The 24,661-nt window shown below is 67.6% G+C and carries 20 protein-coding genes, 2 pseudogenes and 1 riboswitch; of the genes and pseudogenes, 10 read left to right on the top strand and 12 right to left on the bottom strand.

Annotated features, from left to right (window positions below):
- Positions 1 to 7 precede the first annotated feature (7 nt).
- On the bottom strand, positions 8 to 1,438 hold the full coding sequence (locus BLU62_RS14535) for a phenylacetate--CoA ligase family protein (RefSeq protein WP_074850200.1): 1,431 nt from the start codon (positions 1,436 to 1,438) through the stop codon (positions 8 to 10).
- A gap of 50 nt (positions 1,439 to 1,488) precedes the next feature.
- Complete coding sequence (locus BLU62_RS14540) at positions 1,489 to 2,595, bottom strand: LLM class flavin-dependent oxidoreductase (protein ID WP_074850201.1); 1,107 nt, start codon at positions 2,593 to 2,595, stop codon at positions 1,489 to 1,491.
- Between the two features lie 188 nt (positions 2,596 to 2,783).
- On the opposite strand from BLU62_RS14540, the gene BLU62_RS14545 reads away from it, so the two are divergent.
- Genes BLU62_RS14545 through BLU62_RS14560 form a run of 4 tightly spaced genes read left to right on the top strand, consistent with a single transcriptional unit; the run spans position 2,784 to position 6,265 of the window.
- Positions 2,784 to 3,176 (top strand): Zn-ribbon domain-containing OB-fold protein, encoded by a 393-nt coding sequence (locus BLU62_RS14545; RefSeq protein WP_074850202.1) that lies wholly within the window; start codon positions 2,784 to 2,786, stop codon positions 3,174 to 3,176.
- Positions 3,173 to 4,303, top strand: a complete 1,131-nt coding sequence (locus tag BLU62_RS14550; protein WP_074850203.1) for a thiolase family protein — start codon at positions 3,173 to 3,175, stop codon at positions 4,301 to 4,303. Before BLU62_RS14545 ends, BLU62_RS14550 begins: the two co-directional genes overlap by 4 nt.
- Positions 4,300 to 5,565, top strand: a complete 1,266-nt coding sequence (locus BLU62_RS14555; protein WP_074850204.1) for a cytochrome P450 — start codon at positions 4,300 to 4,302, stop codon at positions 5,563 to 5,565. Before BLU62_RS14550 ends, BLU62_RS14555 begins: the two co-directional genes overlap by 4 nt.
- A gap of 55 nt (positions 5,566 to 5,620) precedes the next feature.
- Positions 5,621 to 6,265: a TetR/AcrR family transcriptional regulator gene (locus BLU62_RS14560; protein WP_074850205.1), complete on the top strand. Its 645-nt coding sequence runs from the start codon at positions 5,621 to 5,623 to the stop codon at positions 6,263 to 6,265.
- A gap of 16 nt (positions 6,266 to 6,281) precedes the next feature.
- Here BLU62_RS14560 and BLU62_RS14565 read toward each other — a convergent pair whose 3' ends face one another.
- From BLU62_RS14565 to BLU62_RS14575, 3 genes are read right to left on the bottom strand one after another with little or no spacing between them, the layout of a single operon-like run.
- On the bottom strand, positions 6,282 to 7,340 hold the full coding sequence (locus BLU62_RS14565; protein WP_074850206.1) for a YhjD/YihY/BrkB family envelope integrity protein: 1,059 nt from the start codon (positions 7,338 to 7,340) through the stop codon (positions 6,282 to 6,284).
- 48 nt (positions 7,341 to 7,388) lie between these two features.
- Positions 7,389 to 8,423, bottom strand: a complete 1,035-nt coding sequence (gene trpS, locus BLU62_RS14570; RefSeq protein WP_074850207.1) for a tryptophan--tRNA ligase — start codon at positions 8,421 to 8,423, stop codon at positions 7,389 to 7,391.
- A gap of 51 nt (positions 8,424 to 8,474) precedes the next feature.
- Positions 8,475 to 9,311 (bottom strand): exodeoxyribonuclease III, encoded by an 837-nt coding sequence (locus BLU62_RS14575; protein ID WP_074850208.1) that lies wholly within the window; start codon positions 9,309 to 9,311, stop codon positions 8,475 to 8,477.
- 168 nt (positions 9,312 to 9,479) lie between these two features.
- Between BLU62_RS14575 and BLU62_RS14580 the strand changes: the two genes are divergently transcribed.
- Complete coding sequence (locus BLU62_RS14580) at positions 9,480 to 9,662, top strand: (2Fe-2S)-binding protein (protein WP_074850209.1); 183 nt, start codon at positions 9,480 to 9,482, stop codon at positions 9,660 to 9,662.
- A gap of 106 nt (positions 9,663 to 9,768) precedes the next feature.
- Positions 9,769 to 10,254: a bacterioferritin gene (bfr, locus tag BLU62_RS14585; protein WP_074850210.1), complete on the top strand. Its 486-nt coding sequence runs from the start codon at positions 9,769 to 9,771 to the stop codon at positions 10,252 to 10,254.
- A 20-nt stretch (positions 10,255 to 10,274) separates the two neighbouring features.
- Here bfr and BLU62_RS14590 read toward each other — a convergent pair whose 3' ends face one another.
- Complete coding sequence (locus BLU62_RS14590; protein ID WP_074850211.1) at positions 10,275 to 11,546, bottom strand: MFS transporter; 1,272 nt, start codon at positions 11,544 to 11,546, stop codon at positions 10,275 to 10,277.
- A gap of 88 nt (positions 11,547 to 11,634) precedes the next feature.
- Entirely contained in the window at positions 11,635 to 13,476 is a 1,842-nt protein-coding gene (locus BLU62_RS14595; RefSeq protein WP_074852914.1) for a cutinase family protein, read from the bottom strand.
- A 263-nt stretch (positions 13,477 to 13,739) separates the two neighbouring features.
- A riboswitch (SAM riboswitch) is annotated at positions 13,740 to 13,861 on the top strand.
- Between the two features lie 63 nt (positions 13,862 to 13,924).
- Here BLU62_RS14595 and BLU62_RS14600 point away from each other — a divergent pair.
- A pseudogene (locus tag BLU62_RS14600) lies at positions 13,925 to 15,261 on the top strand (bifunctional o-acetylhomoserine/o-acetylserine sulfhydrylase).
- Between the two features lie 16 nt (positions 15,262 to 15,277).
- Positions 15,278 to 16,432, top strand: coding sequence for a homoserine O-acetyltransferase MetX (metX, locus tag BLU62_RS14605; protein ID WP_074850212.1), 1,155 nt, complete (start codon positions 15,278 to 15,280; stop codon positions 16,430 to 16,432).
- Between the two features lie 42 nt (positions 16,433 to 16,474).
- On the opposite strand, the gene BLU62_RS14610 is transcribed toward metX, so the two are convergent.
- From BLU62_RS14610 to BLU62_RS14620, 3 genes are all read right to left on the bottom strand, one after another.
- A complete protein-coding gene (locus BLU62_RS14610) occupies positions 16,475 to 18,016 on the bottom strand; it encodes an Hsp70 family protein (RefSeq protein ID WP_074852915.1) in 1,542 nt (513 codons plus the stop codon).
- A gap of 166 nt (positions 18,017 to 18,182) precedes the next feature.
- Positions 18,183 to 18,416, bottom strand: a complete 234-nt coding sequence (locus BLU62_RS14615) for a DUF3017 domain-containing protein (protein ID WP_244278367.1) — start codon at positions 18,414 to 18,416, stop codon at positions 18,183 to 18,185.
- A gap of 167 nt (positions 18,417 to 18,583) precedes the next feature.
- Entirely contained in the window at positions 18,584 to 19,489 is a 906-nt protein-coding gene (locus tag BLU62_RS14620) for a bifunctional methylenetetrahydrofolate dehydrogenase/methenyltetrahydrofolate cyclohydrolase (RefSeq protein ID WP_208863636.1), read from the bottom strand.
- A 56-nt stretch (positions 19,490 to 19,545) separates the two neighbouring features.
- On the opposite strand from BLU62_RS14620, the gene BLU62_RS14625 reads away from it, so the two are divergent.
- Both BLU62_RS14625 and BLU62_RS14630 read left to right on the top strand, forming a co-directional pair.
- Positions 19,546 to 20,484: a serine/threonine dehydratase gene (locus BLU62_RS14625; RefSeq protein ID WP_074850215.1), complete on the top strand. Its 939-nt coding sequence runs from the start codon at positions 19,546 to 19,548 to the stop codon at positions 20,482 to 20,484.
- Between the two features lie 43 nt (positions 20,485 to 20,527).
- Complete coding sequence (locus BLU62_RS14630) at positions 20,528 to 20,992, top strand: tRNA (cytidine(34)-2'-O)-methyltransferase (protein ID WP_005195904.1); 465 nt, start codon at positions 20,528 to 20,530, stop codon at positions 20,990 to 20,992.
- Here the strand turns inward: BLU62_RS14630 and BLU62_RS14635 are convergent.
- Both BLU62_RS14635 and BLU62_RS14640 read right to left on the bottom strand, forming a co-directional pair.
- On the bottom strand, positions 20,989 to 21,216 hold the full coding sequence (locus BLU62_RS14635; protein ID WP_074850216.1) for a DUF167 domain-containing protein: 228 nt from the start codon (positions 21,214 to 21,216) through the stop codon (positions 20,989 to 20,991). The two genes, BLU62_RS14630 and BLU62_RS14635, sit on opposite strands and share 4 nt — an antisense overlap.
- A 47-nt stretch (positions 21,217 to 21,263) precedes the next feature.
- Positions 21,264 to 24,547: pseudogene (locus BLU62_RS14640) on the bottom strand (error-prone DNA polymerase).
- Between the last annotated feature and the right edge of the window lie 114 nt (positions 24,548 to 24,661).

Raw genomic sequence — 24,661 nt, forward strand, 5'->3', positions numbered from 1 at the left:
TCCACGGTCACCAGCGCACGCCACGAGCGTCGATGACGCGGCGTGCCTTGAAGGTGGTCGGCTCCAGAGTTCCGGGCGTGAGGGGCTCAAACACAATACGGATTCCCAGCCGCTGCCTCAGCACAGCCTCGGCACGGCCTACGAGCGCAGCCTGGGCTTCGGCACGTCGGTCGTCGTCCACCGCCTGCCAGGCCTCATGGGTGCCGGCCGAGACCTCGGCGTGGACTTCGATCTCGTCCAGTGCACCTTCGGTGTGGACATGAATCCGGAATTCGGGTCCGAGTTCAGGGATGTCGCGCAACGCTGTCTCGATGGCGCTCGGATAGATGTTGGCACCCCGGATGACGAGCATGTCGTCGAGTCGTCCGAGCACGCCTTCGGGCATGCGCGGGTACGTTCGTCCGCAGACGCAGGGAGTGTCGTCGAGATACGTCTCGTCTCCGGGCGCGAAGCGGATCATCGGCTGGGACTCACGCCAGAGATGCGTGTAGATCACCGCACCCCGCTCGCCGACCGAGATCGCCACGTTGTGATCGTTCCGATCGACGACCTCGGTGTAGACCTCGTCGGTGATCAGATGGGTACCGGTACCGGCCTCGCATCCGACGCTGGTCTGGAACGGATACATCTCCGACGTCGACCCCGCATCGGCAACCGTTGCGCCCCAGCCCTCTTCGATGATGCGTCGGGTTCCGGGCAGGCTGCCACCGGGTTCTCCACCGACCAGCACGTGCCGTACCGAACTGTTGCGCAGATCGACACCCATCCGCTCCGCGACGGACAGCAGGTGTATGCAGTACGACGGGGTCGCGCTGAACACCGTGGAGCCGAGAGTGCGGATCATCTCGATGTGCTTCTCGGAGTCGGTGACCCCCAGAGGAAAGACGGACGCCCCGATACGTTCCACACCCTGCAGGACGCCCCAACCACCGAAGAACAGACCGAACGGGAAGCCGATCTGTACGAGGTCGTCGGGCCGCACCCCGGCACACCACTGGGCCATGGCGTGCACGTCGGCCGCCCGGTCCCAGTCACCCCGGGACACCGCGTACATTGTCGGGGTCCCCGAGGTCCCCGACGAGCCGTGGATGCGGGCGATGCCGCCGGCACCGAAATCCTTTGTGTACGAACCGAACGGCGGGTGCTCCCGCTGGTCCTCCACGAGCATCTTCTTGGTGATGACCGGTACCTTGGCGGTGAAGTCCGCGAGGGACTGCACCGCGTCGGGCCGGAACCCGTGCCGATCGTAGTGACGACGGTAGAAGGGCAGCTCTTCGTAGACGTAGCGGAGCTGGTGCTGCATCCGTTCGAGGATGCGACGTTCGCGGTCGGCGGGATCGCAGGTCTCACGGGCCTCGTCCCAGTACCGGCGAGTCGCCGGCCTCTGGTCCGTGGTGCCGGCGACCGGCCCGGAGGCGATCGTGTGTGATGAGGTCATCGAAAGTCTGTCCTTAGCTGGCAGATACGGGCTCGCGGGACGTCAACAGGTCAGACCCCCAGGGCGACGCGCGCGAGCTTGTTGCGACGAGCCATGTTCTCGCGCGGGGTGAACTGCGGTGTGACGTAGCGTGCGAAGAGCTCGAGGGACCGGTTCCACTTGTCCGTGGTCACCCAGTCACGACTGTTGATCAGGAAGGTCCCGAAACCGCCGGTGACCTCTTCGAGTTCGCGGATCTGCCGGATACAGTCCTCGGGACTTCCGATGATCCACGGGATCTCCTCGACCATCCACTCGAAGGTGAGTTCGGCGTCGGGCATGTTCTCGTCCTTCTTCATCAGCGCGCCGAGACCGAGGCCGAGGAGATACTCGTACGACCGGTGCACGCCTTCCCTGATCTCCCTCATGGCCTGGTCCTTGCTGTCGGACACGTAGACCTCGCGAGTGATCCGCCAATTCTGACGCGCGACATCGGGGTCCAGGCCGTTCTCCGCCGCTGCGGAGGTGAGCGCGGCGGCATGGGCCGCGAGATCGGGGGCGTTGGGGTAGCCGTTGTTGTCGCCCGGCGCGAAATAGACGCTGAGCGCCTTCCAGCCCTTGGCGCCACAGCGGGCGTAGTTGTGGGTTCCGGTCAGGCCGGCGATGGCGAACGGGGGGACCTCTTGATAGGGCCCGACCTGCAGCTGGCGGTTCTCGTATTTCCAATACACGCCTTCGTAACTCACCGGTTCGTCGGACGTCAGCAGCTGCCAGATGATCTCGAGCGCCTCGGCGGTGCGCGGCGCGGCCTCGGATCGTTCGAGCTGGAAGAGCGCCTGATCGGTGGGCAGGCCACCACCGCCGAATCCGTACTCCAGGCGGCCGTGGGTGAGGTGGTCCAGGAAGGCCATCCGTTCGGCCACCTGGAACGGGTCCTGGTACGGAAGGTTGATCACGCCGGTACCCAGTCGAATCCTGCTGGTGAGCGCGGAGGCCTTCGCCAGCAGCAATTCCGGCATCGGAACGTTCTCGTAACCGCCGGTGTGGTGCTCGCCGATCCAGAACTCGCTGAAACCAAGCTTCTCCGCGAGGACGATCTCGTCGATGTCGCGGTCATACGACAGCGACCAGTTCTCGATCGGAGGATGTTCCGGCATCGCGAACAGACCAAACCTCATGTGCGACCTCCCTATAGAAACCAACCTTCGGCTTGACCAAACGTTGGTTGGTTTATTGACGCACTCATAGTGATGCGAGTCACTAGTCGGTGTCAAGCACTACGCGCATATCGCCGTCTCGGCAGCATGTTTCGCTCGCACCCCGGGCCTCCTCCTCCTTGATAACCAGACTTACCTATGTTTATCGTGTGACTGTGAACACAAGCGTCTCCCCTACCGGCACCCCCGGCACCGACCCTCGCCCCGTGATGGAACAAGCCGACGGCGTCTGGACCGTGTCCGGCTCGCGGTGCGGACAGTGCCGCCGTGCCATCGCCTACGCCTGGCCGCACTGCCCCGGCTGCGCCGGAAACGTGAACCCGGAACGCTTCGGCGACACCGGCACCGTCTGGAGCCGCACCGTCGTCAACATCGCCGTCGGAACACACGTCCCGCCGTACGAGATCGCCTACGTCGACCTCGATCACGGTCCTCGCGTGCTGGCACACGTCACCGGCGCTCCGGTGGCGATCGGCCGGGCTGTGCGTCTGCTCGCCCCGTCGGCCGAGGGCGATCTCCAGGTCGAGGCGGTGGGTGCATGAGCCGCGTCGCGGTGCGCGGGGTCGGCATGTCCCGCCTCGGCCGCCAACCCGATCGGGACATCATCTCGCTGGTCGCCGAAGCCGTCGACGAAGCCTGTGCCGACGCCGGCATCGAGGCCGTCGACGCGGTCTGGGTGGGCACGGTCTTCGGCGCACCGGGGGTTGCGCAACGCGTGCTGCGGAGTATGGGCGTCACCGGTGTCCCCATCATCACCGTGGAGAATGCCTGTGCCAGCGGCACAACTGCATTCGTCGAGGCCTACGAGGCGGTCCGCACCGGCAGGTTCGGACGGGTCCTGGCGCTCGGCGTGGAACAGATGAGCACCGCGTTCACCGGCCCGATCGTGCCCGAGTCGACGGACCCGGAAGGTCGTACCGGCCTCGCGCTGCCCGCCCTGTACGCGATGAGCGCCGCCCGTTACCTCCACGAGGGAGCGGTCACCCCGGAGCAGCTGGCCGCGGTGTCGGTGAAGAATCGCGAGCACGCGGCAGGGAATCCCCGGGCCCCGTTCCGCAACCGCCTGACCATCGACGAGGTGCTGAGCTCGCGGCTGATCGCCGATCCCCTCACACTCCTCCAATGCTGCCCGACCAGTGACGGTGCCGCCGCCGCGATCCTGGCGCCCGCTACCGGCGCCGACGGCGAGGTGACCGTGCGCGCGACCGCCATGCGCAGCGGACGCGTCTGGGACCAGTCGTCGCCCCATGTGTGGGGCTTCGACATCGTCCGCGACACCACGGTCGATGTACTCGCCGCCGCCGCAGTCGATTCCGTTCACGACATCGACGTCTTCGAGGTACACGACGCCTTCACGATCGGTGAGATCGTGACAACCGAGGCACTGGGCATCGTCGCGCCGGGTGAGGGCGGCGCCGCGGTGGCGGCGGGGAGGACATCACTGCGCGGCGACATGCCGGTCAACCCGTCGGGCGGACTGTTGTCGCGGGGCCATCCGCTGGGAGCCACCGGACTCGCCCAGATCGCCGAGATCACCTGGCAGCTGTGCGGACGCGCGGGCGACCGACAGGTCGGGTCGGCACGGCTCGGACTAATCGAGACGATGGGCGGAGGTGTCTCCGTCCTCGATGGGAACTCCTGTGTCATGACGATTCTGGAGGCATCATGAGCACGTCCGACCTCGACGTGGACAGCGCCGATCTCCTCGGCCCCGCGGCTCTCGCCGATCCGTACCCGGTGTTCGCGTCACTGCGCGAACAGGATCCGGTCCACTGGGACGCCAAGTACCGCTCCTGGTTCATCACCTCGTTCGAGGATGTCACCGAGGCGCTCAGAGAGCCACGATTCACCTCCAACCGCATCACTCCGTACCGCGAGAAGATCCTCAGCCGTCCCGGCACCGACCCGCTGCTCCGTGAGGCCTTCGGCGTGCTCGACGACTGGATGGTCTTCAAGGATCCGCCGGACCACACGCGACTTCGGCGACTGCTGAGCCGAGCGTTCACCCCGCGTTCCGTGTCGCGAATGCGCCCGGCGATCGAGGCGATCGCCGAGGAACTGCTCGACCGGGTGATCGCCAGGGGCGACAACCACGTCGACCTCATCGCCGACTACGCCTATCCGCTGACGGCGTCGGTCATCGCCGAGATGCTCGGCGTCCCGAAGCAAGACCGTGATCGGTTCAAGGACTGGTCCGACCAGATCAGCGGACTCGTCTTCGGGAGTCTCGGCGATGAGGACCGGCATCGCCGGGGTGCAGAGGGGATGACCGAACTCACCGGTTACCTCGATGATCTGGTCGCCGCCCACCAGAGGTCGGAAGCCGACGACCTCATCTCGATGCTGATCGCGGCGCGTGACGACGATGACTCGCTCAGTCACGACGAGGTCATCGCGACCGGCGTCCTGCTGCTCTTCGCCGGACACGAGACCACGACCAACCTCATCGGCAACGGAATCCTGGCGCTGCTCGAACATCCGGGGCAGCAGACCGACCTCGATGCCACCGACCCGGCGCGGGTGAACGGACTGGTCGAGGAACTCCTGCGCTACGACGGGCCGGCGAAGAGTGTGGTGCGTCTCGTGACCGAGGACATGATCTGGCGTGGGAAGCAGATGAAGGCCGGAGAACGCGTCTTCCTCTTCCTGTCCAGCGCGAACCGCGATCCCGACGCGTTCGAGAATCCCGACACCTTCGACGTCGGGCGACGCCCCGGCCGACAGCTCGGTTTCAGTGCGGGCCTGCACTACTGCCTCGGTGCACCGCTCGCCCGGCTGGAGACGTCGATCGCGGTACCGGCCGCGCTCGGACGACTCCCCGGCCTGACACTCGATCCCCACTCGGCGATCTCGTGGGCGCCCACGCTTCTCACGCGTGGGATGTCGCGGTTCCCGGCCACCTACGAACTACCATCGGGTCCTGATCGGTAGCCACTAGGACGATCCATGACTGCCCGAGACCGCCCGATTCGACACAGGAGGTGTGATGGCCCGCCCCAGCCGGTGGACAGATGTCGTCGAAGCGGCCGGTGAGGAGTTCCGGATCCGCGGTTACGACAGTGCGACACTCGAGGACATCGCCGCGCGTGTGGGCATCCTCAAAGGCAGCATCTACAACTACGTCCAGAACAAGGAAGAGCTGCTACTCGCCGTCGTGGAGCGTCCGGCGCATGTCCTGCTCGCCGATCTGGAACAACTGCGAGACGACGGCAGGCAGTCGGCGACCATCCGCTTGCGCACGCTGTTCCGCATCCAGGTTCGGGTCTTCAGCGAGTACTACCCCGCGGCATTCGTGTACCTACGCAACATCGGGCGCACCGATCTGTCCGACAAGTTCGGCAAGTTCGGGGAGATGGACGCCAGGTACATGAGCATCCTCGAGGACCTCATCGCCGACGGGGTCGCCCGCGGCGAGTTCAACCCACCGGTGAGCCCCAAGATCGCGGCCCTGTCGCTCGTCGGCATCCTGAACTGGATGCAGCACTGGTTCACTCCGGCCGGCGACGAAGCAGACAACCGCCTCGCCGACGACTTGTTCGCGATGGCCCTCGGCGGACTCACCACCGGTGGGAGCCTGGCCCGGATTCTGGAGCACTCCGAAGATCGAGCCCGCCCCTCCTCGGTGGGGTGATCATCCTCGTGCGGCGTCAGCGGTGTCCTCGCCGGCCGATGACCGCCATCGCCAGCGCTCCGACCGCGGCCGCCGCCGCCAGCGCCCCGGCGCGCGGTGCCGGACTCACCTCGACCGTCGGCGAGATGACAACCGGCCGATGCAGTTCCGCGTCGGTGTCCTCCACGACCTGGAACTCCGCATTCGCCGGGTCGGTGGCGCACCAGGCGGCGGCGTAGAGGACGATGCGCGACGCCAGGTAGGCGAACACCATGACACCGAGGATCGGGCCGAACGCCACCCCCGCCGGACTGCTCAGCACCGACGAGAGATAGATACCGCCGATCGTCTTGACGATCTCGAAGGCGACCGCGGTGATCAGGCCGGCCTTGATCGTGTTGCGGAAGGGCAACTGCACCAACGGGAGTCGCGCCATGATGAACGTGAACAGCGCCCAGGTGGCGAGGATCGAGACCGCGATCGACACCAACCGGACGAGGATCGGCGCCCACGATGCGTCGTCGAGACCGACCCACCCGAGCACGGTCCGCGTCAGACCCGAATTACCCAGGGCCGTAACGGCCATCGTCACCGCGAAGGCGACGCCGAGACCGGCGAACGCCACGAGGTCCCACACCTTCGACATCACGGCGTTGCGCTGTACGCGGCCGCCCCACATCTCGGTCATCCCGGCACGGACACCCGAGATCCACCCGATGCCGGTGAACGCCGCGCCGAGCAGACCGACCACACCGACCGTGGTGCGGGAGTCGATCGCCGAGGTGATGATGTCGGACACCTGATCGCCGAGCTGCCCCGGCATCTTCTCCACGACCGCGTCCTGGATGTCCTGCAACAGTTCCGGCTGCCGGGCCAGCACGAAACCGGCGACCGCGAAGGCGACCATGATGATCGGGACGAGCGCGAGGATGCCGTTGAAACTGATGCTCGCGGCGTAGAGATTTCCTCGTCGATCGTTGTAGCGATCGAAGGTCCGCAGGAGATGGTCGAGCCACGTCCAGCGCTCGCGCCGGTCCTCGTAGATCGATTTCGCCCGGGTGACGAGTGACTTCCCCGAATCGACCACCGAACTCACCGCACGCCTCCTCGTCGGATCGCCGAGGCCACCGCACTCAGTACTGTGTCAGCGCCTCGGTGACAGGAACCCCACCTTGTCATAGACGGACTCGAGTGTCGCCGAGGCCACCGACCGGGCGCGTTCCGCGCCACGGGCGAGAATCGCGTCGAGCTGGGCCGGATCGTCCATGTACTCCGTGACGCGACCGCGCAGCGGCGTGACGAATTCGGTCAGGACGTCAGCGGTCTCGACCTTGAGGTCGCCGTACCCCTTGCCCTCGTATTTGTCGACGAGGACATCCACCGGCGTACCGCTCAGGGCCGACTGGATGGTGAGCAGGTTGCTCACACCCGGCTTGTTCTCGGGATCGAACCGGATCACTGTCTCCGTGTCGGTCACCGCCGAACGGATCTTCTTCGCGGACTTCTTCGGCTCGTCGAGCAGGTTGATGAGGCCCTTGTCGGTCTCCGCCGACTTGCTCATCTTCGCGGTCGGGTTCTGGAGGTCGTAGATCTTCGCGAACTCCTTGACGATGTACGCCTGCGGGACCTTGAGGACCTTGCCGAACCGTGAGTTGAAACGCTGCGCGAGATCGCGGGTGAGCTCGAGGTGCTGACGCTGGTCCTCGCCCACCGGCACCTGATCCACCTGGAAGGCGAGGATGTCCGCGGCCATCAGGATCGGATACGTGAACAGGCCCACGCCCGCGGCGTCGACGCCCTGCTTGGCCGACTTGTCCTTGAACTGCGTCATCCGGCTCGCCTCACCGAAACCGGTGATGCACGACAGCACCCACGTCAGCTCGGCGATCTCCGGGATGTGTGACTGGACGTAGATCGTGGAGCGCTCGGGATCCACGCCGACGGCCAGCAGTTGAGCGACCGACAGACGCGTGCGATCGGCGAGGGTCTTCGGATCGAACGATGCCGTGATCGCGTGCATGTCCGGGATGAAATAGAACGCCTCGAAGTCGTCCTGGAGGGCCACCCACTGCCGGACCGCACCCAGGTAGTTGCCGAGGTGGAAGGAATCGCTGGTGGGCTGGATTCCCGACAGCACGCGGGGGCGGGCGGCGCCGTTTGCGGAGACGTCAGAGCTCATCGGTCCATTTTCGCAGACACGGAAAGCCCTTTTACGCGGGCGGTACCCGCCTCACTCGTAGGTGACGGTGACCGGGGCATGATCCGACCAGCGCAGGTCATACGCCGCGGCGCGGTCGACCGTGGACTTGACCGCGCGCTCGGCGAGCGAGCGATTCGTCAGCTGGTAGTCGATCCGCCACCCGGAGTCGTTGTCGAAGGCCTTGCCGCGCCACGACCACCACGAGTACGGACCGCTCTCGCCCGGGTACAGGTCACGGGTGACGTCGTGCCAGCCGGCATCGAGGAGACCGTCGACCCACGCACGCTCGTGCGGGAGGAAGCCCGGGCTCTTGAGATTGCCCTTCCAGTTCTTGATGTCCGCCTCTGCGTGGGCGATGTTCCAGTCGCCGCCGACGACCACATGCCGACGACGACGCACCAGCCGACCGAGGTGGTCGCCGAACTCGTCGAGGAACCGCGCCTTCTCCTCGTACTTGGCGATGTCCTTCTCGGCGTCGGTGAGCGCCGCACCCTTCGGCAGGTAGAGGCTGGCCGCGGTCACCGGACCGAGGTCGGTGTCGAGGTCGACTTCGAGGTAGCGGCCGAGATCGTCGAACTCCGCGCTGCCGAAGCCGAATCGGACGGCGCCCGGGGCCGAGCGGGTCAGCACGCCGACTCCGGCATGCCCTTTGACCGCCGATTCGCTCATCGTGAGATGCCAGCCGGCGTCGAGCGCGGGAGCCAGGGCGTCCCGGGCGAGGTCCTCGCTCGCACGCACTTCCTGCAGCAGCACGACGTCGAGCGACGAGTCCTCCAACCAGGGCAGGAACCCGCGGTTGGTTTCGGAACGATGCTTGACCGCTGCGCGGATTCCGTTGACGTTGACCGTGGAAATGGAGAGTGGCACGAGGCCTCATCCTACGGATGCGGTCCGACAGAGCCGCGCCCGCGGCGCACCTGCAGAGAGCGTTTCCGACGTCTCGGAATGAGACGAAATAGAGGTAAGGCAACCCTTGCGCGAGCCCCGCAGAGTATGTAAGCATTACCTAATCCAGGCTCTACGTTAGGTCCAGAGATGTTCGTTTGCATTTGCCGCGCCGTCACCGTCGACGAAGTTCATGAGCACTGCGATGCCGGCGCTTACACCGTCGACGACATCAGCGATCGGTGTGGCGCGGGCGAGGGCTGCGGAACCTGCCTGGACAAACTCGACAGCATCCTGAGCGAAAGGCTGGCCACCGCGACGAGCGCCGCATGATCTGACATCCGACAACTCCGGTCACAACCTCGCGCGAGTGCGCGCGCGGGGGTTTTGCCGTGTTAGCTTCGTCACGAGACATATTCGGCTAACGGGAGGCTGTCATATGCGTGGCGACGACGAGGTCATCGAACTCCTCAACGAGCAGCTCACCAGCGAGCTCACCGCGATCAACCAGTACTTCCTCCACGCGAAGATGCAGGAGAGCTGGGGCCTCACCGAGATCGCGGCCAAGACCCGCGCGGAGTCCATCGAGGAGATGACGCACGCGGAGATCCTCACCGACCGCATCCTGTTCCTCGAGGCACTGCCGAACTACCAGCGTCTGCTGCCGCTGCGCATCGGACAGTCGATCCGCGAGCAGTTCGAGTCGGACATGGCCATCGAGGTCGAGGTCGTCGAGCGACTGCGCCCGGGCATCGCGATGTGCCGCGAGAAGGGCGACATCACGAGCGCGAATCTCCTCGAGAAGATCCTCGCCGACGAGGAAGAGCACATCGACTACCTCGAGACACAGCTCGAGCTGATCAACAAGCTCGGCGAGCCGCTCTACCTGTCGAAGACGATCGCGACTCCCCCGTCCAACGGCTGACCGGCCGCACCCTCCACCACTCAGGCGCCGGCAGGCCGGCGTCGGGCCGTCAGGATCGCGACTCCGGCGACGGCGAGGCCACCGACGGCCAGGAGCGCACCGATCGCCGAGGGCGACAGGAATCCCCAGCCGGCACCGACCACGACGCCGCCGAGAAAGGCGCCCGCGGCGTTGGCGATGTTGAGCGCCGAGTGGTTGAGCGCGGCGGCCAGCGTCTGTGCGTCGGCCGCGACGTCCATCAGGCGCGTCTGTAGCGCCGGGAGCATCGTCGACCCGGTCAGTGCGACGAAATACGTGAGAATCAGTGCCGCCCAGGCATTCTGGGCAAGGACCGCGAAGGCTGCGAGCGTGACGGCACTGGTGAACAGCCCGGCGAGGATGGCGATGGACACACTGCGGTCGGCGGCGTAACCGCCGACGAAGTTGCCGGTCACCATGCCCAGGCCGTACAGCATCAGGGCGAAGGGCACGACCGAGACCGATAATCCCGTCACCGAGGTGAGTGCCGAGTTCAGGTACGTGTAGAAGGCGAACATCCCGCCGAATCCGACGACGCCGATCACCAGGGTGAACCACACCTGCGACCGCTTGAGGGCCCCGAGCTCGGTCAGCGGGTCGGTGATCGTCATACCCGACAGGCTCGGCAACGCGCGGACCAGTGCGACGACGGTCGCCACACCGATGACGACGACGATCGCGAATGCAGAGCGCCAGCCGAACGTCTCCCCCAGCCAGGCGGCCGCCGGCACGCCGACGACGTTCGCGACCGACAGACCGAGCATCACCTGCCCGACCGCCTTGGCCCGATTCCCCGGGCCGGCGAGGTGCGCAGCCACCAGCGCCGCCACCCCGAAGTACGCACCGTGCGGCAGACCGGCGACGAACCGCGCCACCAGGAGAAGTCCGTACGACGGCGCGAGCACGGTCGCCAGGTTGCCGATGGTGAACGCCACCATCAGGGCGATCAGCAGCGTCCGCCGCGACATCCGGGCCGTCAGCGCCGCGATCAGCGGGGCACCCACCACGACGCCGAGCGCATACGCGGAGATGACGTGACCGGCGGTCGGTTCGGAGACGTCGAGCGAGCCGGCGATGTTGGGGAGCAGCCCCATCGCGACGAACTCGGTGGTCCCGATACCGAAACCGCCGAGGGCGAGCGCGAGGATCGTCAGCCGGCGGGCACGACCCGAGATCGTCGAGGGACGCCCCCGCACCGTCGACGACGCGTCGTCGAGCACGTTCAGAGCGAGATCGTCCGGTGCACCGGAGGTCGTCGTGGGAGCGTCAGGCACGCCTCATGCCAACCGGCCCCCGGAGCGCGCCATTCCCCTACACCCGGTGAGTTGATTCACAGAGTTCGACTGCTCCTGCCCGGCGGACCTACTCGGCGCCCGAGCCGCTGCTCGACGAGCCGTCGGAGTCGCTGCTGCTGTCCGAGTTCGAGCTGCTGCTGTCCGCGCCACTGCCGCTGTTCGAGTTCGAGCTGTCCGAGTTCGAGCTGTCCGAGTTCGAGCTGTCCGAGTTCGAGCTGTCCGAGTTCGAGCTCTCCGAACCCCCGGAGCCGCCGTCCGGACCGCCCGAGGTCCCATCGTCGGACGACGGCGCATCCGCGGGGTCGCCTTCGGAGCGCGTGACGCCGGGATCGCTGCCACCGGCCGAGGGGACGGTGCCGTCTCCACCGCCGGTCGGGGTGCGGTCGGGTTCGGCCGCCGGCACGGTCGCCGCTGCGTCCGGGCCCGTGGCGGAGTCGTCACCCGACGGACCGGCCACGTCGGTGACGGCCGGCCCGTCGGAACCGCGGTCGGTCGCCTCGACCACCGGCGCGCCGGTCCCGGACTCGTCGTCGACGGTGGCGACGAACCGCGCGAGGGCCACCGACGCGCGGGAGCCGCCGGCGTCGTCGTATGCGAGCACCGCAGGGGTCGTCGGCTGCGACGTGACCGTCGGCCCGACGATCTCACCCGCCCAGTACCGGACGAAGTTCACCGGCAGCAGCACGATGCTGCGCACGCTGGCGGCCAGCGCGGTCACACCGCGCATGAGACGCGCCGGGGACAGGCTGACGATGCCCTGCAGGATGTCCTCGAAGACGAAGAGGTCGGGAAGGTAGCCGCCGTAACCCAGCTGCGGCAGCGGCGGCAGCAAACCCTGGACGAGGCGGACGACGGGCTGCAGGTTCGCCAGGGTGATGCCGAGCGGCAGGCCGATCGTCGGACGGCCGGACAGGAAGTCGCCGATCTCGCCGGTGTATCCGAGGTCGGACGCCCAGCCCTGGACGAGCTCGGCGAATGCGGACTTCGCCCCGACCATGCAGACCGTGCCCGCGGCGTTGCACGAGACCGGTCGCGTCGCCCACTGGGACGTGGGGTCCCGGTACATCGCGAACGGGTAGAGGAAGTGCTTGACCTGATATCCGAGAAGCCCGTCGATCGCACCGATCGGGTCGTAGATGGGATCGGGCAGGTCGCAGATGGGGTCGCCCTCGATACACACCGACACCACGCGGCCCTCGAGCTCACCGAAACCGCTGTCGGTCCCGGTGGCCCCGCGCGGACCGGACATCGTCAGCCCCGGGATCACGCCGATCAAGGAGAGTTCGATTCCGCGTCCGGTCTTGTCCCCGGCCCGCCGTGGGTCGGAGTAGAGCTCGCCGCTGACCCCGTCCGGGTCGATGACGACGGTGACCGGGTTGCCCTCGTCGTCGAGAATCGGGTCGCCGTTCTCGTCGGTCGCCACTACCTCGACGGGAGCACCCGAGCCGATGTCGGCGAGGACATCGCCGGCGACCCGGGCGCCCTGGGAGTACCCGGCCACGACGACCGGTCTGCCCGAACACCGTGACTGGTAGCCGGCGATCGCGGACTTGGTCGCCGCGTTCCCCTGTGCGACGCTGTCGTCGTAGCCGGCCGCGCCCAGCGGCCACAGCGTCGTCGGATAGTCGGCGTAGATGACCTTGTAACCGGCGTCGCCCGCGTACTGCGAATTCGGATCGGGCTGTCCGTTCGGTCCGAGGCCCGTATAACGCTGTGTGACGCCGACGAGGTGTCGTCCCTCGGGGTCGTTGGTGCCCGCCGCGATCACGACGGCGCCCGCGCCGCAGGAAGCCGAGTCATCGGCGAGCGCCTCGCCCGGAAGACACATCGCCGCGGCGACGGCGAAACCGGTGATCGAAGCGATCAGCAATGAGGTCCGACGGGACCGGAGGTGCGCCATCGCAGCCATGAGGTCGTTCTCCTCGATGAGCCCGGACCACATGGTGGAGCCGTCCGCCGGGGTTGCCCGAACCCTATTCGGCTCCGACGAACCTGACACGATGCTGAGAAACGCTAATGATCGTGTACTGGCGATTCACACTGCACATTCCGCGATTTCAACCGGTCGGACTACACATTCGATACACGTTTCCGGCGCCTTTCGAGGGGTTCGATTCGCGGTGACCGGGAGGGTTCTCTGGCACTCACATCCGTGTTATATCCTTGTCGCCAGGTCATGAGTATCAGCGTCAAGCCCCGGCTTGCTGATCGGCAACCCTCCAACCGCGGTGGGGTGCTCCGGGTGATGACCGGGTTGTGGGATCGCAGAAGCGACGCCCCGGCAAGCGCGGGTCCGAAGGTCGGACCCCAACAGGGTCGAGTTTGGCCCTGCCGACCGTAGAAAGTGATCAATCGTCATGTCTGATGCCAACGAGGGCACCAATCCAGCCGACAGCTGGAGCTTCGAGACCAAGCAGATCCACGCCGGCCAGGCCGCCGACGCGGCCACGAATGCCCGGGCGCTGCCGATCTACCAGACCACCTCCTACGTCTTCAACGACACGCAGCATGCGGCGAACCTCTTCGGTCTCGCGGAGCCGGGCAACATCTACACCCGCATCATGAACCCGACGCAGGACGCGGTCGAGCAGCGCATCGCCGCCCTCGAAGGCGGCGTCGCCGCTCTGCTCGTGTCCTCGGGCCAGGCTGCCGAGACCTACTCGATCCTCAACATCGTCGAGACCGGCGGTCACGTGGTGTCGAGCCCGCGTCTCTACGGCGGCACCTACAACCTCTTCCACTACACCCTGCCGAAGCTCGGCATCGAGGTGAGCTTCGTGGAGGATCCCGAGGATCCCGCGTCGTGGCAGGCCGCCGTCCGTGACAACACCCGTGCGTTCTTCGGTGAGTCGATCTCCAACCCGAACAACGAGATCCTCGACATCAAGGGCATCTCCGAGGTCGCGCACCGCAACGGCGTGCCGTTGATCATCGACAACACCGTCGCCACCCCGTACCTGATCAACCCGCTGGCCCACGGCGCCGACATCGTCGTCCACTCGGCCACCAAGTACATCGGCGGACACGGCACCGCGGTCGGCGGCGTCATCGTCGACGGCGGCACCTTCGACTGGCGCGTCCAGCGGGACGGCCCAGATGGAACCAAGACCGACCTGTTCCCCGGCTTCACCACCCCGGACCCCAGCTACCACGGCGCGGTCTTCGCCGACCTGGGCGCCCCGGCCTACGCACTCAAGGCTCGCGTCCAGTGGTTGCGCGACACCGGCGCCGCGATCGCCCCGTTCAACGCGTTCCTGCTCGCCCAGGGCCTCGAGACCCTGAGCCTGCGCGTCGAGCGTCACGTCGCCAACGCACAGAAGGTCGCGAAGTTCCTGGAGGGTCACGCCCAGGTCGAGTCCGTCGCCTACGCCGGTCTCGAGTCCTCGCCGTGGTACCAGCGCGGCCAGGAGCTCGCCCCCAAGGGCCAGGGTGCGATCATCGCCTTCGAGATCAACGGCGGTGTCGACGCGGGCAAGAAGTTCGTGGACGCCCTGAGTCTGCACAGCCATGTGGCCAACATCGGCGACGTCCGTTCGCTGGTCATCCATCCGGCCTCGACCACCCACAGCCAGCTGACCCCCGAGGAGCAGCTCGCCGCAGGTGTCACCCGGGCCTGGTGCGCCTGGCCGTGGGTATCGAGGGAATCGACGACATCCTGGCGGACCTCGAACAGGGCTTCGCAGCCGCCAAGTGAGACAGGTGAGGCAGTTTTGTCGGTGAGTATCGACCTGAACGCGCAAGCGTCTGATCAGCCCGACTGGGAATCGGTCCCGGACGGGAAGCTCGTCGGCATGGGCATCGGCTCGCTGCCTCTCGACAGCGGCGAACGGATCGACAACGTCACCCTGGCGTTCCAGCGCTGGGGGACGTTGTCGCCGTCCCGCGACAACGTCATCCTCACCCTGCACGCACTCACCGGCGACTCCCACGTCACCGGTCCCGCCGACGACGAGCACGAGGCGCCCGGCTGGTGGGACGGCCTCATCGGCCCCGGCATGGCCATCGACACCGACGAGTGGTGCGTCATCTCGGCCAACGTCCTCGGCGGCTGCAAGGGATCGACCGGCCCCGGCTCCCTCGCCTCCGACGGCCGGCCGTGGGGTTCGCGCTTCCCGCAGATCACCGTGCTCGACCAGGTCCGCGCCGAGGTCGCCCTCCTCGACCGTCTCGGAATCCGCAGCGTCGGAGCAGTTCTCGGCGGCTCGATGGGTGGAGCCCGCGCACTCGAATGGGCCATCGAATACCCGGAGCGTGTCCGCAGTGCACTGGTGCTGGCCGTGGGCGCCCGCGCCACCGCCGACCAGATCGGCATCCAGAACACGCAGATCGCCGCCATCAAGGCCGACCCGGCATGGCACGACGGCGACTACCACGCCACCGGACAGATCCCGTTGGCCGGCATGGGCATCGCCCGGCAGATCGCCCACCTGACGTACCGCACCGAACACGAACTCGACGAACGGTTCGAGAACAAGCCGCAGGGCGACGAGCAGCCGTTGCTCGGTGGCCGGTACGCCGTGCAGAGCTACCTCGAGCACCAGGCGTCGAAGCTGATGCAGCGCTTCGACCCGAGCAGCTACGTCGTGCTCACCGAGGTCCTCAACCACCACGACGTCGGCCGCAACCGCGGTGGCGTGAAGAAGGCACTCAACGAGTGCCGGGTCCCCGTCATCGTCGGCGGTATCGACTCGGATCGCCTGTACCCGTTGCGGTTACAGGCCGAACTCGCCGAAGAACTGGGCAACTGCGTCGGCGGCCTGCAGGTCGTGCGCTCCGACACCGGGCACGACGGCTTCCTCACCGAGTTCGACGCCATCAGCGACCTGCTCAAGCGCACGGTCGAACTGGCGCGCCGCGACGCCTGAGCCGTTCTCGGCCCACGACACCGGTACTTCCTCCCGAACGCCTCAGCGCGGGATGGGTACCGGTGTGCTCGGCGTCGACGCGCCGGGCGCCGACGGCACGGGCGCTCCCGACTCCACTCCGTTCGGCGATGCCCCCCGACCGCTGTCGGTGGTCGATCGCGGCGGCGAGGGAGTCCGGTTGAGCTGCGGAGGAGTCGGCGTGGAACTCCGCGGCCGCAGGTCCGGCGGCAACAGATCCGGCGGGATCGACGGAGTCGTACCCGGTGCGAACGGGAGGGTCGGCCACGGGAACGGCGACAACGTACGCGTGCTCGTACCGGTCGACGGCAAGGTCGGCGGCAACTCGGTGGTGGCCCAGCCCGGTGGTCCGCCCCAGCTCGGGGGCGGAACAGGCTGCGGCGGGTAGACGGGCTGCTCGTAGGTCTGCTCGATCGGCTGGTCCGGGACCTGCGTCACCGGAGCCGACGTCGTCGGGACCGGGTCGGGCCGGTCCTCGCTCGTCGTCGCGACCGCCGGCACGCTGCCGACCGTCGGCGACGGCTCAGGGTTCTGACGTTCGGCGAACGACGAGCTGACCGCGTAGACGGTGATCAGTGCCGCGGCGATGATCGCGCCCGCGACCGCGAGCGGTGTGGCCGACAACCACTCACGCTGCCGCTGGCCCCCGATGAAGGCGAGTCGGGTGGTGCCCGAGAAACTCTCGCCGGCCAGCAGCGCCGCTCCCGTCGCCGCCACCAGTTCGGGGGTGGACGGACACACCGTGTCGAATTCGTGTCCCCGCGCCATCTCGCGGACCGCGGGCAGGTTGGCGAGACCGCCGACGAAGACCACCGCGTCCGGGCTGACACCTCGGGCGGCCGCATCCGCGATGTACCGGTCGAACACCTCGCGCGCCTCGCGGACCATCGGTGCGACCGCATCCGCCACATGGGTCTCGGTCAGCGACACCCGACCCGAGCCGCCCGGAAGCGTCACCGAGGACCCCTCGGCGACCCCGGATCCCGAAGGCCCGTACGCGATCTCCTCCTTCGCCGTCCGACAGGCGCTGAGCAGCTCGCTGCGTCCGGCGCGGGTGCGCGACGCTTCGCCGAGTGCGGGGTTGTCGGCGGTGAGGTTAGCGGCGATGGCACGGTCGAGGCGCCGGCCGCTGATGACCGTCGACCGTTCGACGGCGGTGATCCGGCGGTCGCGCGGGTCGACGGTGTACATCGTCATTCCGGTGTCACCGCAGTCGACGACGACAGCGGTGGAGAACCGGTCGATCTCACCGGTGTCGGCGAGGTAGGCGACGACGGCCTCGTCCTCGGCGACCAGATGGATCTGGCGGCGGGGGCCGCTCCCCCGCGACCGCAGGTGGCGTCGTTGGGCGGCGGTCCGGGCGGCCACGCCGATCGGTCCGACACGCGTGTCGGCCTCGCGGGCGGCGGTGAGCATGACGTCGATACCGGCGTTGACACGACCGGCACCGTCGAGACCGTCGGTCGGGTCGACGTCGATCACGCGGGAATCCACCACGCTACGGCCGAGATCGTCACGCGTCAGCAGGACGTAGTGGATCATGCCGGCGCCTGCCGACACGCCCATCGACGTCATTTCGTTCACGTGGTCATCGGTCGGTGTTGCAGTGATACGTACTCCAGCGGTTGGTTGCGTCTGCCCCAGCGTCGTACTCAGTGCTGCTGGGCAGAGAGAGTTGCCTGGTCAGGCGCGACCACTCGTCCTAAAGGTCACGCTCAGGTCTCTATTGTAATCAATCCGTGCCCAAAGAGTCGATCGAGGTGGCGAGCCAGAGCATCACACCACCGACCGTCGCCATCACCGAGACGTCGAACAATTTTCCTCTGACCTGCAACAATCCGGCTCGCGATGACGGGATGAAGGCGCGTAGCAATGCTCCGACGAGAAGCGCCGCGCCGAAGACGAAGGATCCGCGTCGCCAGCGGTCGAACATCACGAGCAACGCTGCCGCGAGCACACCGAGCATGACCAGCAGGTACGGGATCTGGACGAGGACCGCACGCAGACCCTGCACCTGTTCTGGAGCGGGCTCGGCGTCGTGCCGGCCGTCGTCCACGGGCAGCGGTCGCGGCCGATTCGGATCCGACGAGGGCAGATCCGCAGGGGAAGGCCCGGCGTGCGGCTCGTCCGGGCTCACGCCGTGCCGCCGCCCTCAACCCCGGCGACGACTCCGGCAGCGGATTGCTGGGCGGCGAGCTGCTGCTCGGCCCGTTCGACGACGTTGACGAGCAGGAACGCACGGGTCAGCGGGCCGACGCCACCGGGGTTCGGCGACACGTGTCCGGCGACCTCCCACACATCGGGATGAACGTCGCCGACCAGGCCGTCGTCGGTCCGGCTGACGCCCACGTCGATGACCGCGGCACCCGGCTTCACCATGTCCTTGGTGATCAGATGCGGTACTCCTGCAGCCGCGACGACGATGTCGGCGCGCTCGATCTCGGCCTTGAGGTCGGCGGTACCGGTGTGGCAGAGGGTGACCGTGGCGTTCTCACTGCGACGGGTCAGCAGCAGACCGATCGGCCGGCCGATGGTGACACCGCGACCCACGACGGTGACCCGGGCACCCGCGATCGGGACGTCATAGCGGCGGAGGAGGTGGATGACGCCGCGCGGCGTGCAGGGCAGCGTCGACTCCTTGCCCAGCACCAGTCGACCGAGGTTGATCGGGTGCAGTCCATCGGCGTCCTTGAGCGGATCGATCCGCTCGAGCGCCGCGTTCTCGTCGAGGTGCTTCGGCAGCGGCAACTGCACGATGTAGCCGGTGCAGGCCGGGTCGGCGTTCAGCTCGTCGATCGCCGCGTTGAGCTGCTCTGTGGTGGCGTCGGCCGGCAGGTCCTTGCGGATGGACTCGACACCGATACGGGCGCAGTCCGCGTGCTTGCCCTTCACGTAGGAATGCGAACCGGGGTCGTCGCCGACGAGCACCGTGCCCAGACCCGGGGTGATGCCCGCCTCGCGGAGCTTGTTCACCCGTTCGGTGAGATCTGCGAAGATCTCGTCGCGCGTGGTCTTGCCATCCAGTCGTATCGCGGTCACGACCGACATTCTTCCATTCGCACGGGCGACGATGTGAGCGCACTACTGTCGATGCCGTGACAGCAGTGTCGATCGATGTCTACGGAGCCGCTGCGACCATCTCGCCGCACCTGCGGCGGACACCGGTCCTGCGCAGCACCATCCAGACCGTCGACGGCCCGCGGGATGTCGTGTTCAAACTCGAGTATCTCCAGCTCGGCGGCTGTTTCAAGGTTCGTGGCAGCCTTTGGGCGACGCTGCACGCGCGCGCCGGGGGAACACTGACCGACGCCGGGGTCCTCGTCGCGTCGGGAGGCAACGCCGCGATCGGCGCGGCCTGGGCCGCACGCATCGCCGGCGTGCCCTGCACCGTGGTGGTCCCGGAGACAGCTCCCGAGGTCAAGGTCGCGACTCTGCGGACCCTGGGTGCCCAGGTCCACCTCGTCGGACTGCGCTATCAGGAGGCCGCCGACGCCGCGGTGGACATCGCCGAGGCCACGGGCGCCCTGGCGCTGCATGCCTACGACCTACCCGACATCGTCGCGGGTGCGGGCACGATCGGCCTCGAGATCGCCGGGGACATCGCGGGTCCGCTCACCACCGTGGCCTGCGTCGGCGGCGGTGGACTCCTGGCCGGACTCGCGGCGACGCTGCGTCCCGGCGACCGTCTGGTCGGTGCCGAACCCCTCGGATCGTCGTGTTTTCACCAGGCGCGGGCGGCGGGTGCACCCGTCCCGGTCGAACTCGAGAGCATCGCCGCCGACTCCCTCGGCGCGACACGCATCGGCGACATCTGCTGGGAGACCGCGGCACAGCACCCGGCCGTCGACAGCGTGCTGGTGACCGACGACCAGCTCATCGCCGCCCGACGGATGCTGTGGGACTCCCACCGCATCCTCGTCGAACACGGCACCGCCGCTGCGGTCGCCGCGGTGACCACGGGAGCGGTTCGGCCCGAACCGGATTCGACGCTGTGCATCGTGCTGTGCGGGGCGAACACGGGGTTCGAGCTGTAGCGATCGGAACGCGGCACCGCCCTGCGACTACGCTGGGCACATCATGTTCCGGATCATGTTCTATCAACCCTGCATCCCGCCGAACACCGGAAACGCGATCCGGCTGGCCGCCAACACCGGATGCGAACTACACCTCATCGAACCGCTGGGGTTCTCGATGTCCGACGCCCAGGTCAAGCGGGCGGGTCTGGACTACCACGAGATGGCCACCGTGACCGTGCATCCCAACCTGGTGACGGCGTGGACCACCCTGAAGCCCGAGCGGGTGTTCGCGTTCACCGCGCACGCGGAGCGCTATCACACCGACGTCGACTATCGCCCCGGCGACGTGCTGCTGTTCGGTCCGGAACCCACGGGACTGCCCGACGAGGTCCTTGCCGAACCCGAGGTCACCGACCGCGTGCGTATCCCGATGCTCGCCGGCCGTCGATCGCACAACCTCGCCAACGCGGCGAGCATCGTCGTCTACGAGGCGTGGCGGCAGAACGGTTTCGCCGGGGCCGTCTAACCCACTCGGAACCGTTTGGTGCGGGCGGTCGCCCCGCCGATGAGCGCGACCTTGCTCTTGGGCACTCCGAGATGTGAGGCGAGCACTTCGGCGACGGCCTTGTTGGCACGACCCTCGGTGGCGGGCTCGCGAACATAGATGGTGACGGCACCGTCGGGTCCGGTTTCCACCAGCGGCCCCTTGCTGCTCTTCGGTTTGACGGTCACCACGACCAGCTGCGACATCGATGTCCCCGATTCCTCGTCTTCTCGATCTGGCAGGCCCCCGCGGGCTACTGCCAGTCCCTGGATCTGGTTCCCACCCGAAGATCCATGCGCTGCAAACGATCTGCGACGACGGTCACGGCCCCCTCGGCGTTCTGTACCCGACCGCGCACCAGCAGAGCCGGTGCTGTCTGTGCCAGTACACGGTACCGCGCCCACAGGCCCACCGAACACACCACATTGACCATCCCCGTCTCGTCCTCGAGGTTGATGAAGGTCACCCCGAGGCCGTCGCAGGTCGTTGGCGGTGGGTCACCGCACCACCGATCAGCACACGCGCACCATCGGGCACCGACAGCAACCGGTCCGCGGCCACCACCCCCATCGCATCCAGCCGTGGACGCAGGAACTGCGTCGGATACGACGTCGGGGTGATGCCGGTGGCCCACGCGTCGGTGGCCGCCAGCTCGATGTCGGACAGGCCGGGCAGCGTCGGCGTGGCACCCGCCGATCGCAGTTCCAGCTGATCGTCGCGGACGGTCGCGGCGGCCCCGGCCTCCCAGAGCGCCTGCCGTCTACTGAGGCCGAAACCGTCGAAAGCCCCGGCCCCGGCGAGTCCCTCGAGCTCCTTGGCACTCAACGCGGCACGCCGGGACAGATCGGTGATGTCGGTGTACGGCCCGGCCGCTCGACGGTCGACGATGCGTTGGGCGACCTCCTCACCGACCCCGCGCACCTCGTCGAGTCCCAGCCGGACGTCGAGGCCGTCGTTCTCCAGCGTCGCGTGCGCGAGGGAGGCGTTGATGTCGGGCCGATGGACGGCCACCCCGTGCCGGCGGGCGTCGGCGACCAGCGACTGCGGCGAGTAGAAACCCATCGGCTGCGCCCGCAGCAGCGCCGCACAGAACGCGGCCGGATGGTGCAGCTTGAACCACGACGAGTAGAAGACCAGCGACGCGAAACTCTGCGAATGGCTCTCCGGGAAGCCGAAATTGGCGAAGGCGGCCATCTTCTCGAAGATGCGGTCGGCGGTGTCGCCGGTGATGCCGTGTAAACGCTCCATGCCGGCGTAGAAGCGCCTGCGCAGCCGCTCCATCTTCTCCGGCGACCGTTTGGAGCCCATTGCGCGTCGCAACTGGTCGGCCTCGGAGGCGTCGAAGCCCGCGACGTCGACGGCCAGCTGCATCAGCTGCTCCTGGAACAGCGGCACACCCAGTGTCCGTTCGAGCGCCCTGAACATCGACGGGTGTTCGACGGCGACCGGTTCTTCCCCGTTGCGCCGTTTGATGAAGGGATGCACCGAGCCGCCCTGGATGGGTCCGGGACGGATCAGCGCCACCTCGACGACCAGATCGTAGAAACAACGTGGTTTCAGCCGCGGCAGGGTCGCCATCTGGGCGCGCGACTCCACCTGGAACACGCCCACCGAATCGGCGCGGCAGAGCATCTCGTAGACCGCGGGTTCGGCGAGATCGAGCGTGGCGAGGTCGACCTCGACGCCCTTGTGCTCGGCGACCAGATCGATCGCATAGTGCAGCGCCGAGAGCATGCCGAGACCGAGCAGGTCGAACTTGACCAGCCCGATGGCCGCGCAGTCGTCCTTGTCCCACTGCAGCACGCTGCGGTTCGCCATCCGCGCCCACTCCGTGGGGCAGACGTCGGCGATGGGCCGGTCGCAGATCACCATGCCACCGGAGTGGATACCCAGATGCCGTGGCATACCGAGGATCTCACCGGCCAGATCGGTCACGTCCGATGGTGCGGTGTCCGGGGATTTCGCCCAGGCGTCCTGCTGACCGGGCGCATAGCCCAGTGCCCGCGCCATGTCCCGGATGGCCGACTTACCGCGATAGGTGATGACGTTGGCGACCTGCGCGCTGCGATCCCGGCCGTACCGGCGGTAGACGTACTGGATGGCCTCCTCACGACGGTCCGACTCGATGTCGACGTCGATGTCGGGCGGCCCGTCGCGTTCCGGGGCCAGGAACCGCTCGAACAACAGCTTGTTGGCGACCGGGTCGACGTTGGTGATCCCCAGCGCGTAACAGACCGCCGAGTTGGCCGCACTCCCCCGGCCCTGACACAGGATGTCGTTGGCCTTGCAGAAGTCGACGATGTCGGCGACGACGAGGAAATAGCCGGGGAACGTGAGTGCCTCGATGATGGCGAGCTCGTGTTCGATCTGCCGGTAGGCCTGCGGATGTTCGGCAGGCGTGCCGTAGCGGCGCCGCGCGCGGGTCATGGTGAGTTCGCGCAACCAGCTGGCCTCGGTGTAGCCCTCCGGCACGTCGAACGGCGGTAACTCGGGCGCGATGAGACCCAGCCGGAAGGCGCAGTCGGCGGCGAGACCGGCGGCGTTGTCGATCGCGTCGAGGTGCGCGGGCATCAGCCTGGCCATCTCGTCGCCGCTGCGCAGGTGCGCGCCGGCCACTCCCGGCATCCAGCCGGCGATGGTCTCGACGTCGGTCCGGGCCCGCACCGCCGCCATCGCCATCGCCAGCCGGCGGCGGCGGGGTGCGGCGAAATGCGCCCCCGTGGTGGCCACCGTCGGCACCCCGGCGCGTGCGGCGAGCCCCGCGAGCACCGCGTTGCGCTCGTCGTCGTCGGGCATGGCCTGTGCGGTGAGTTCCAGGACGACGTTGTCGTGGCCGTAGGTCTCGATCATCTCCCGCAACGCGATCTCCGCGGCCGGGACACCGCCGCGTTCCAGCGCGCGTCGGACCGCACCCTTCCGGCAGCCGGTGAGGATCAGCCAGTGCCCGTCGCCGGCGCCGGCCAGGGCATCACGGTCATAGCGCAGCAGCCCCTTCTCGCCCGCGACCATGTGCGCATCGGCGATGGTCCGCGACAACCGCCGGTAACCCTCGCCGTCGCGGGCGAGAACCAGCAGGTGTTCTCCTGGCGGGTCGTTGTGTCCGGTCCGGGCGATGTCGGGTTGCAGCGACAGCTCCGCACCGAAGACCGTCGGCATGTCGAACTCGCGGGCGGCCTCGGCGAACCGGACGATGCCGTAGAAGCCGTCGTGATCGGTGACGGCAAGCGCCGCCAGGCCGAGCCGCTCCGCCTCCTCGACCAGCTCCTCCGGCATCGACGCACCGTCGAGGAAGCTGTACGAGCTGTGCGTGTGGAGTTCGGCATAGGCCACCGACGACGAGCCGCGCGTGACGCCATCCGCCTGGTACGCACCACGTTTGCGCGACCAGGCCGGGCTGTCGCCGCCGTCACCCGGGAACATCGCATGGTCGCTGTCATCGGGACCGAAGGCGGTGCCCGGGCGACCGCCGCCGGGCGCCCGACCGGAGAGCACCCGCTCCATCTCCGACCACGTCGGTGGTCCCTGATCCCAGCCCACCCGGACAGTCTATCGAACATCAGTTCGACGCGACATCCGGAACCCGTTGATTCCGCAAGGATCATTGCGCTCGGCCGAGGTAAGTGCAACTCTGAGTACCAGATAGATTCCAGC

Origin of the sequence: Gordonia westfalica (genome assembly GCF_900105725.1) — a bacterium.
Lineage (GTDB): Bacteria > Actinomycetota > Actinomycetes > Mycobacteriales > Mycobacteriaceae > Gordonia > Gordonia westfalica.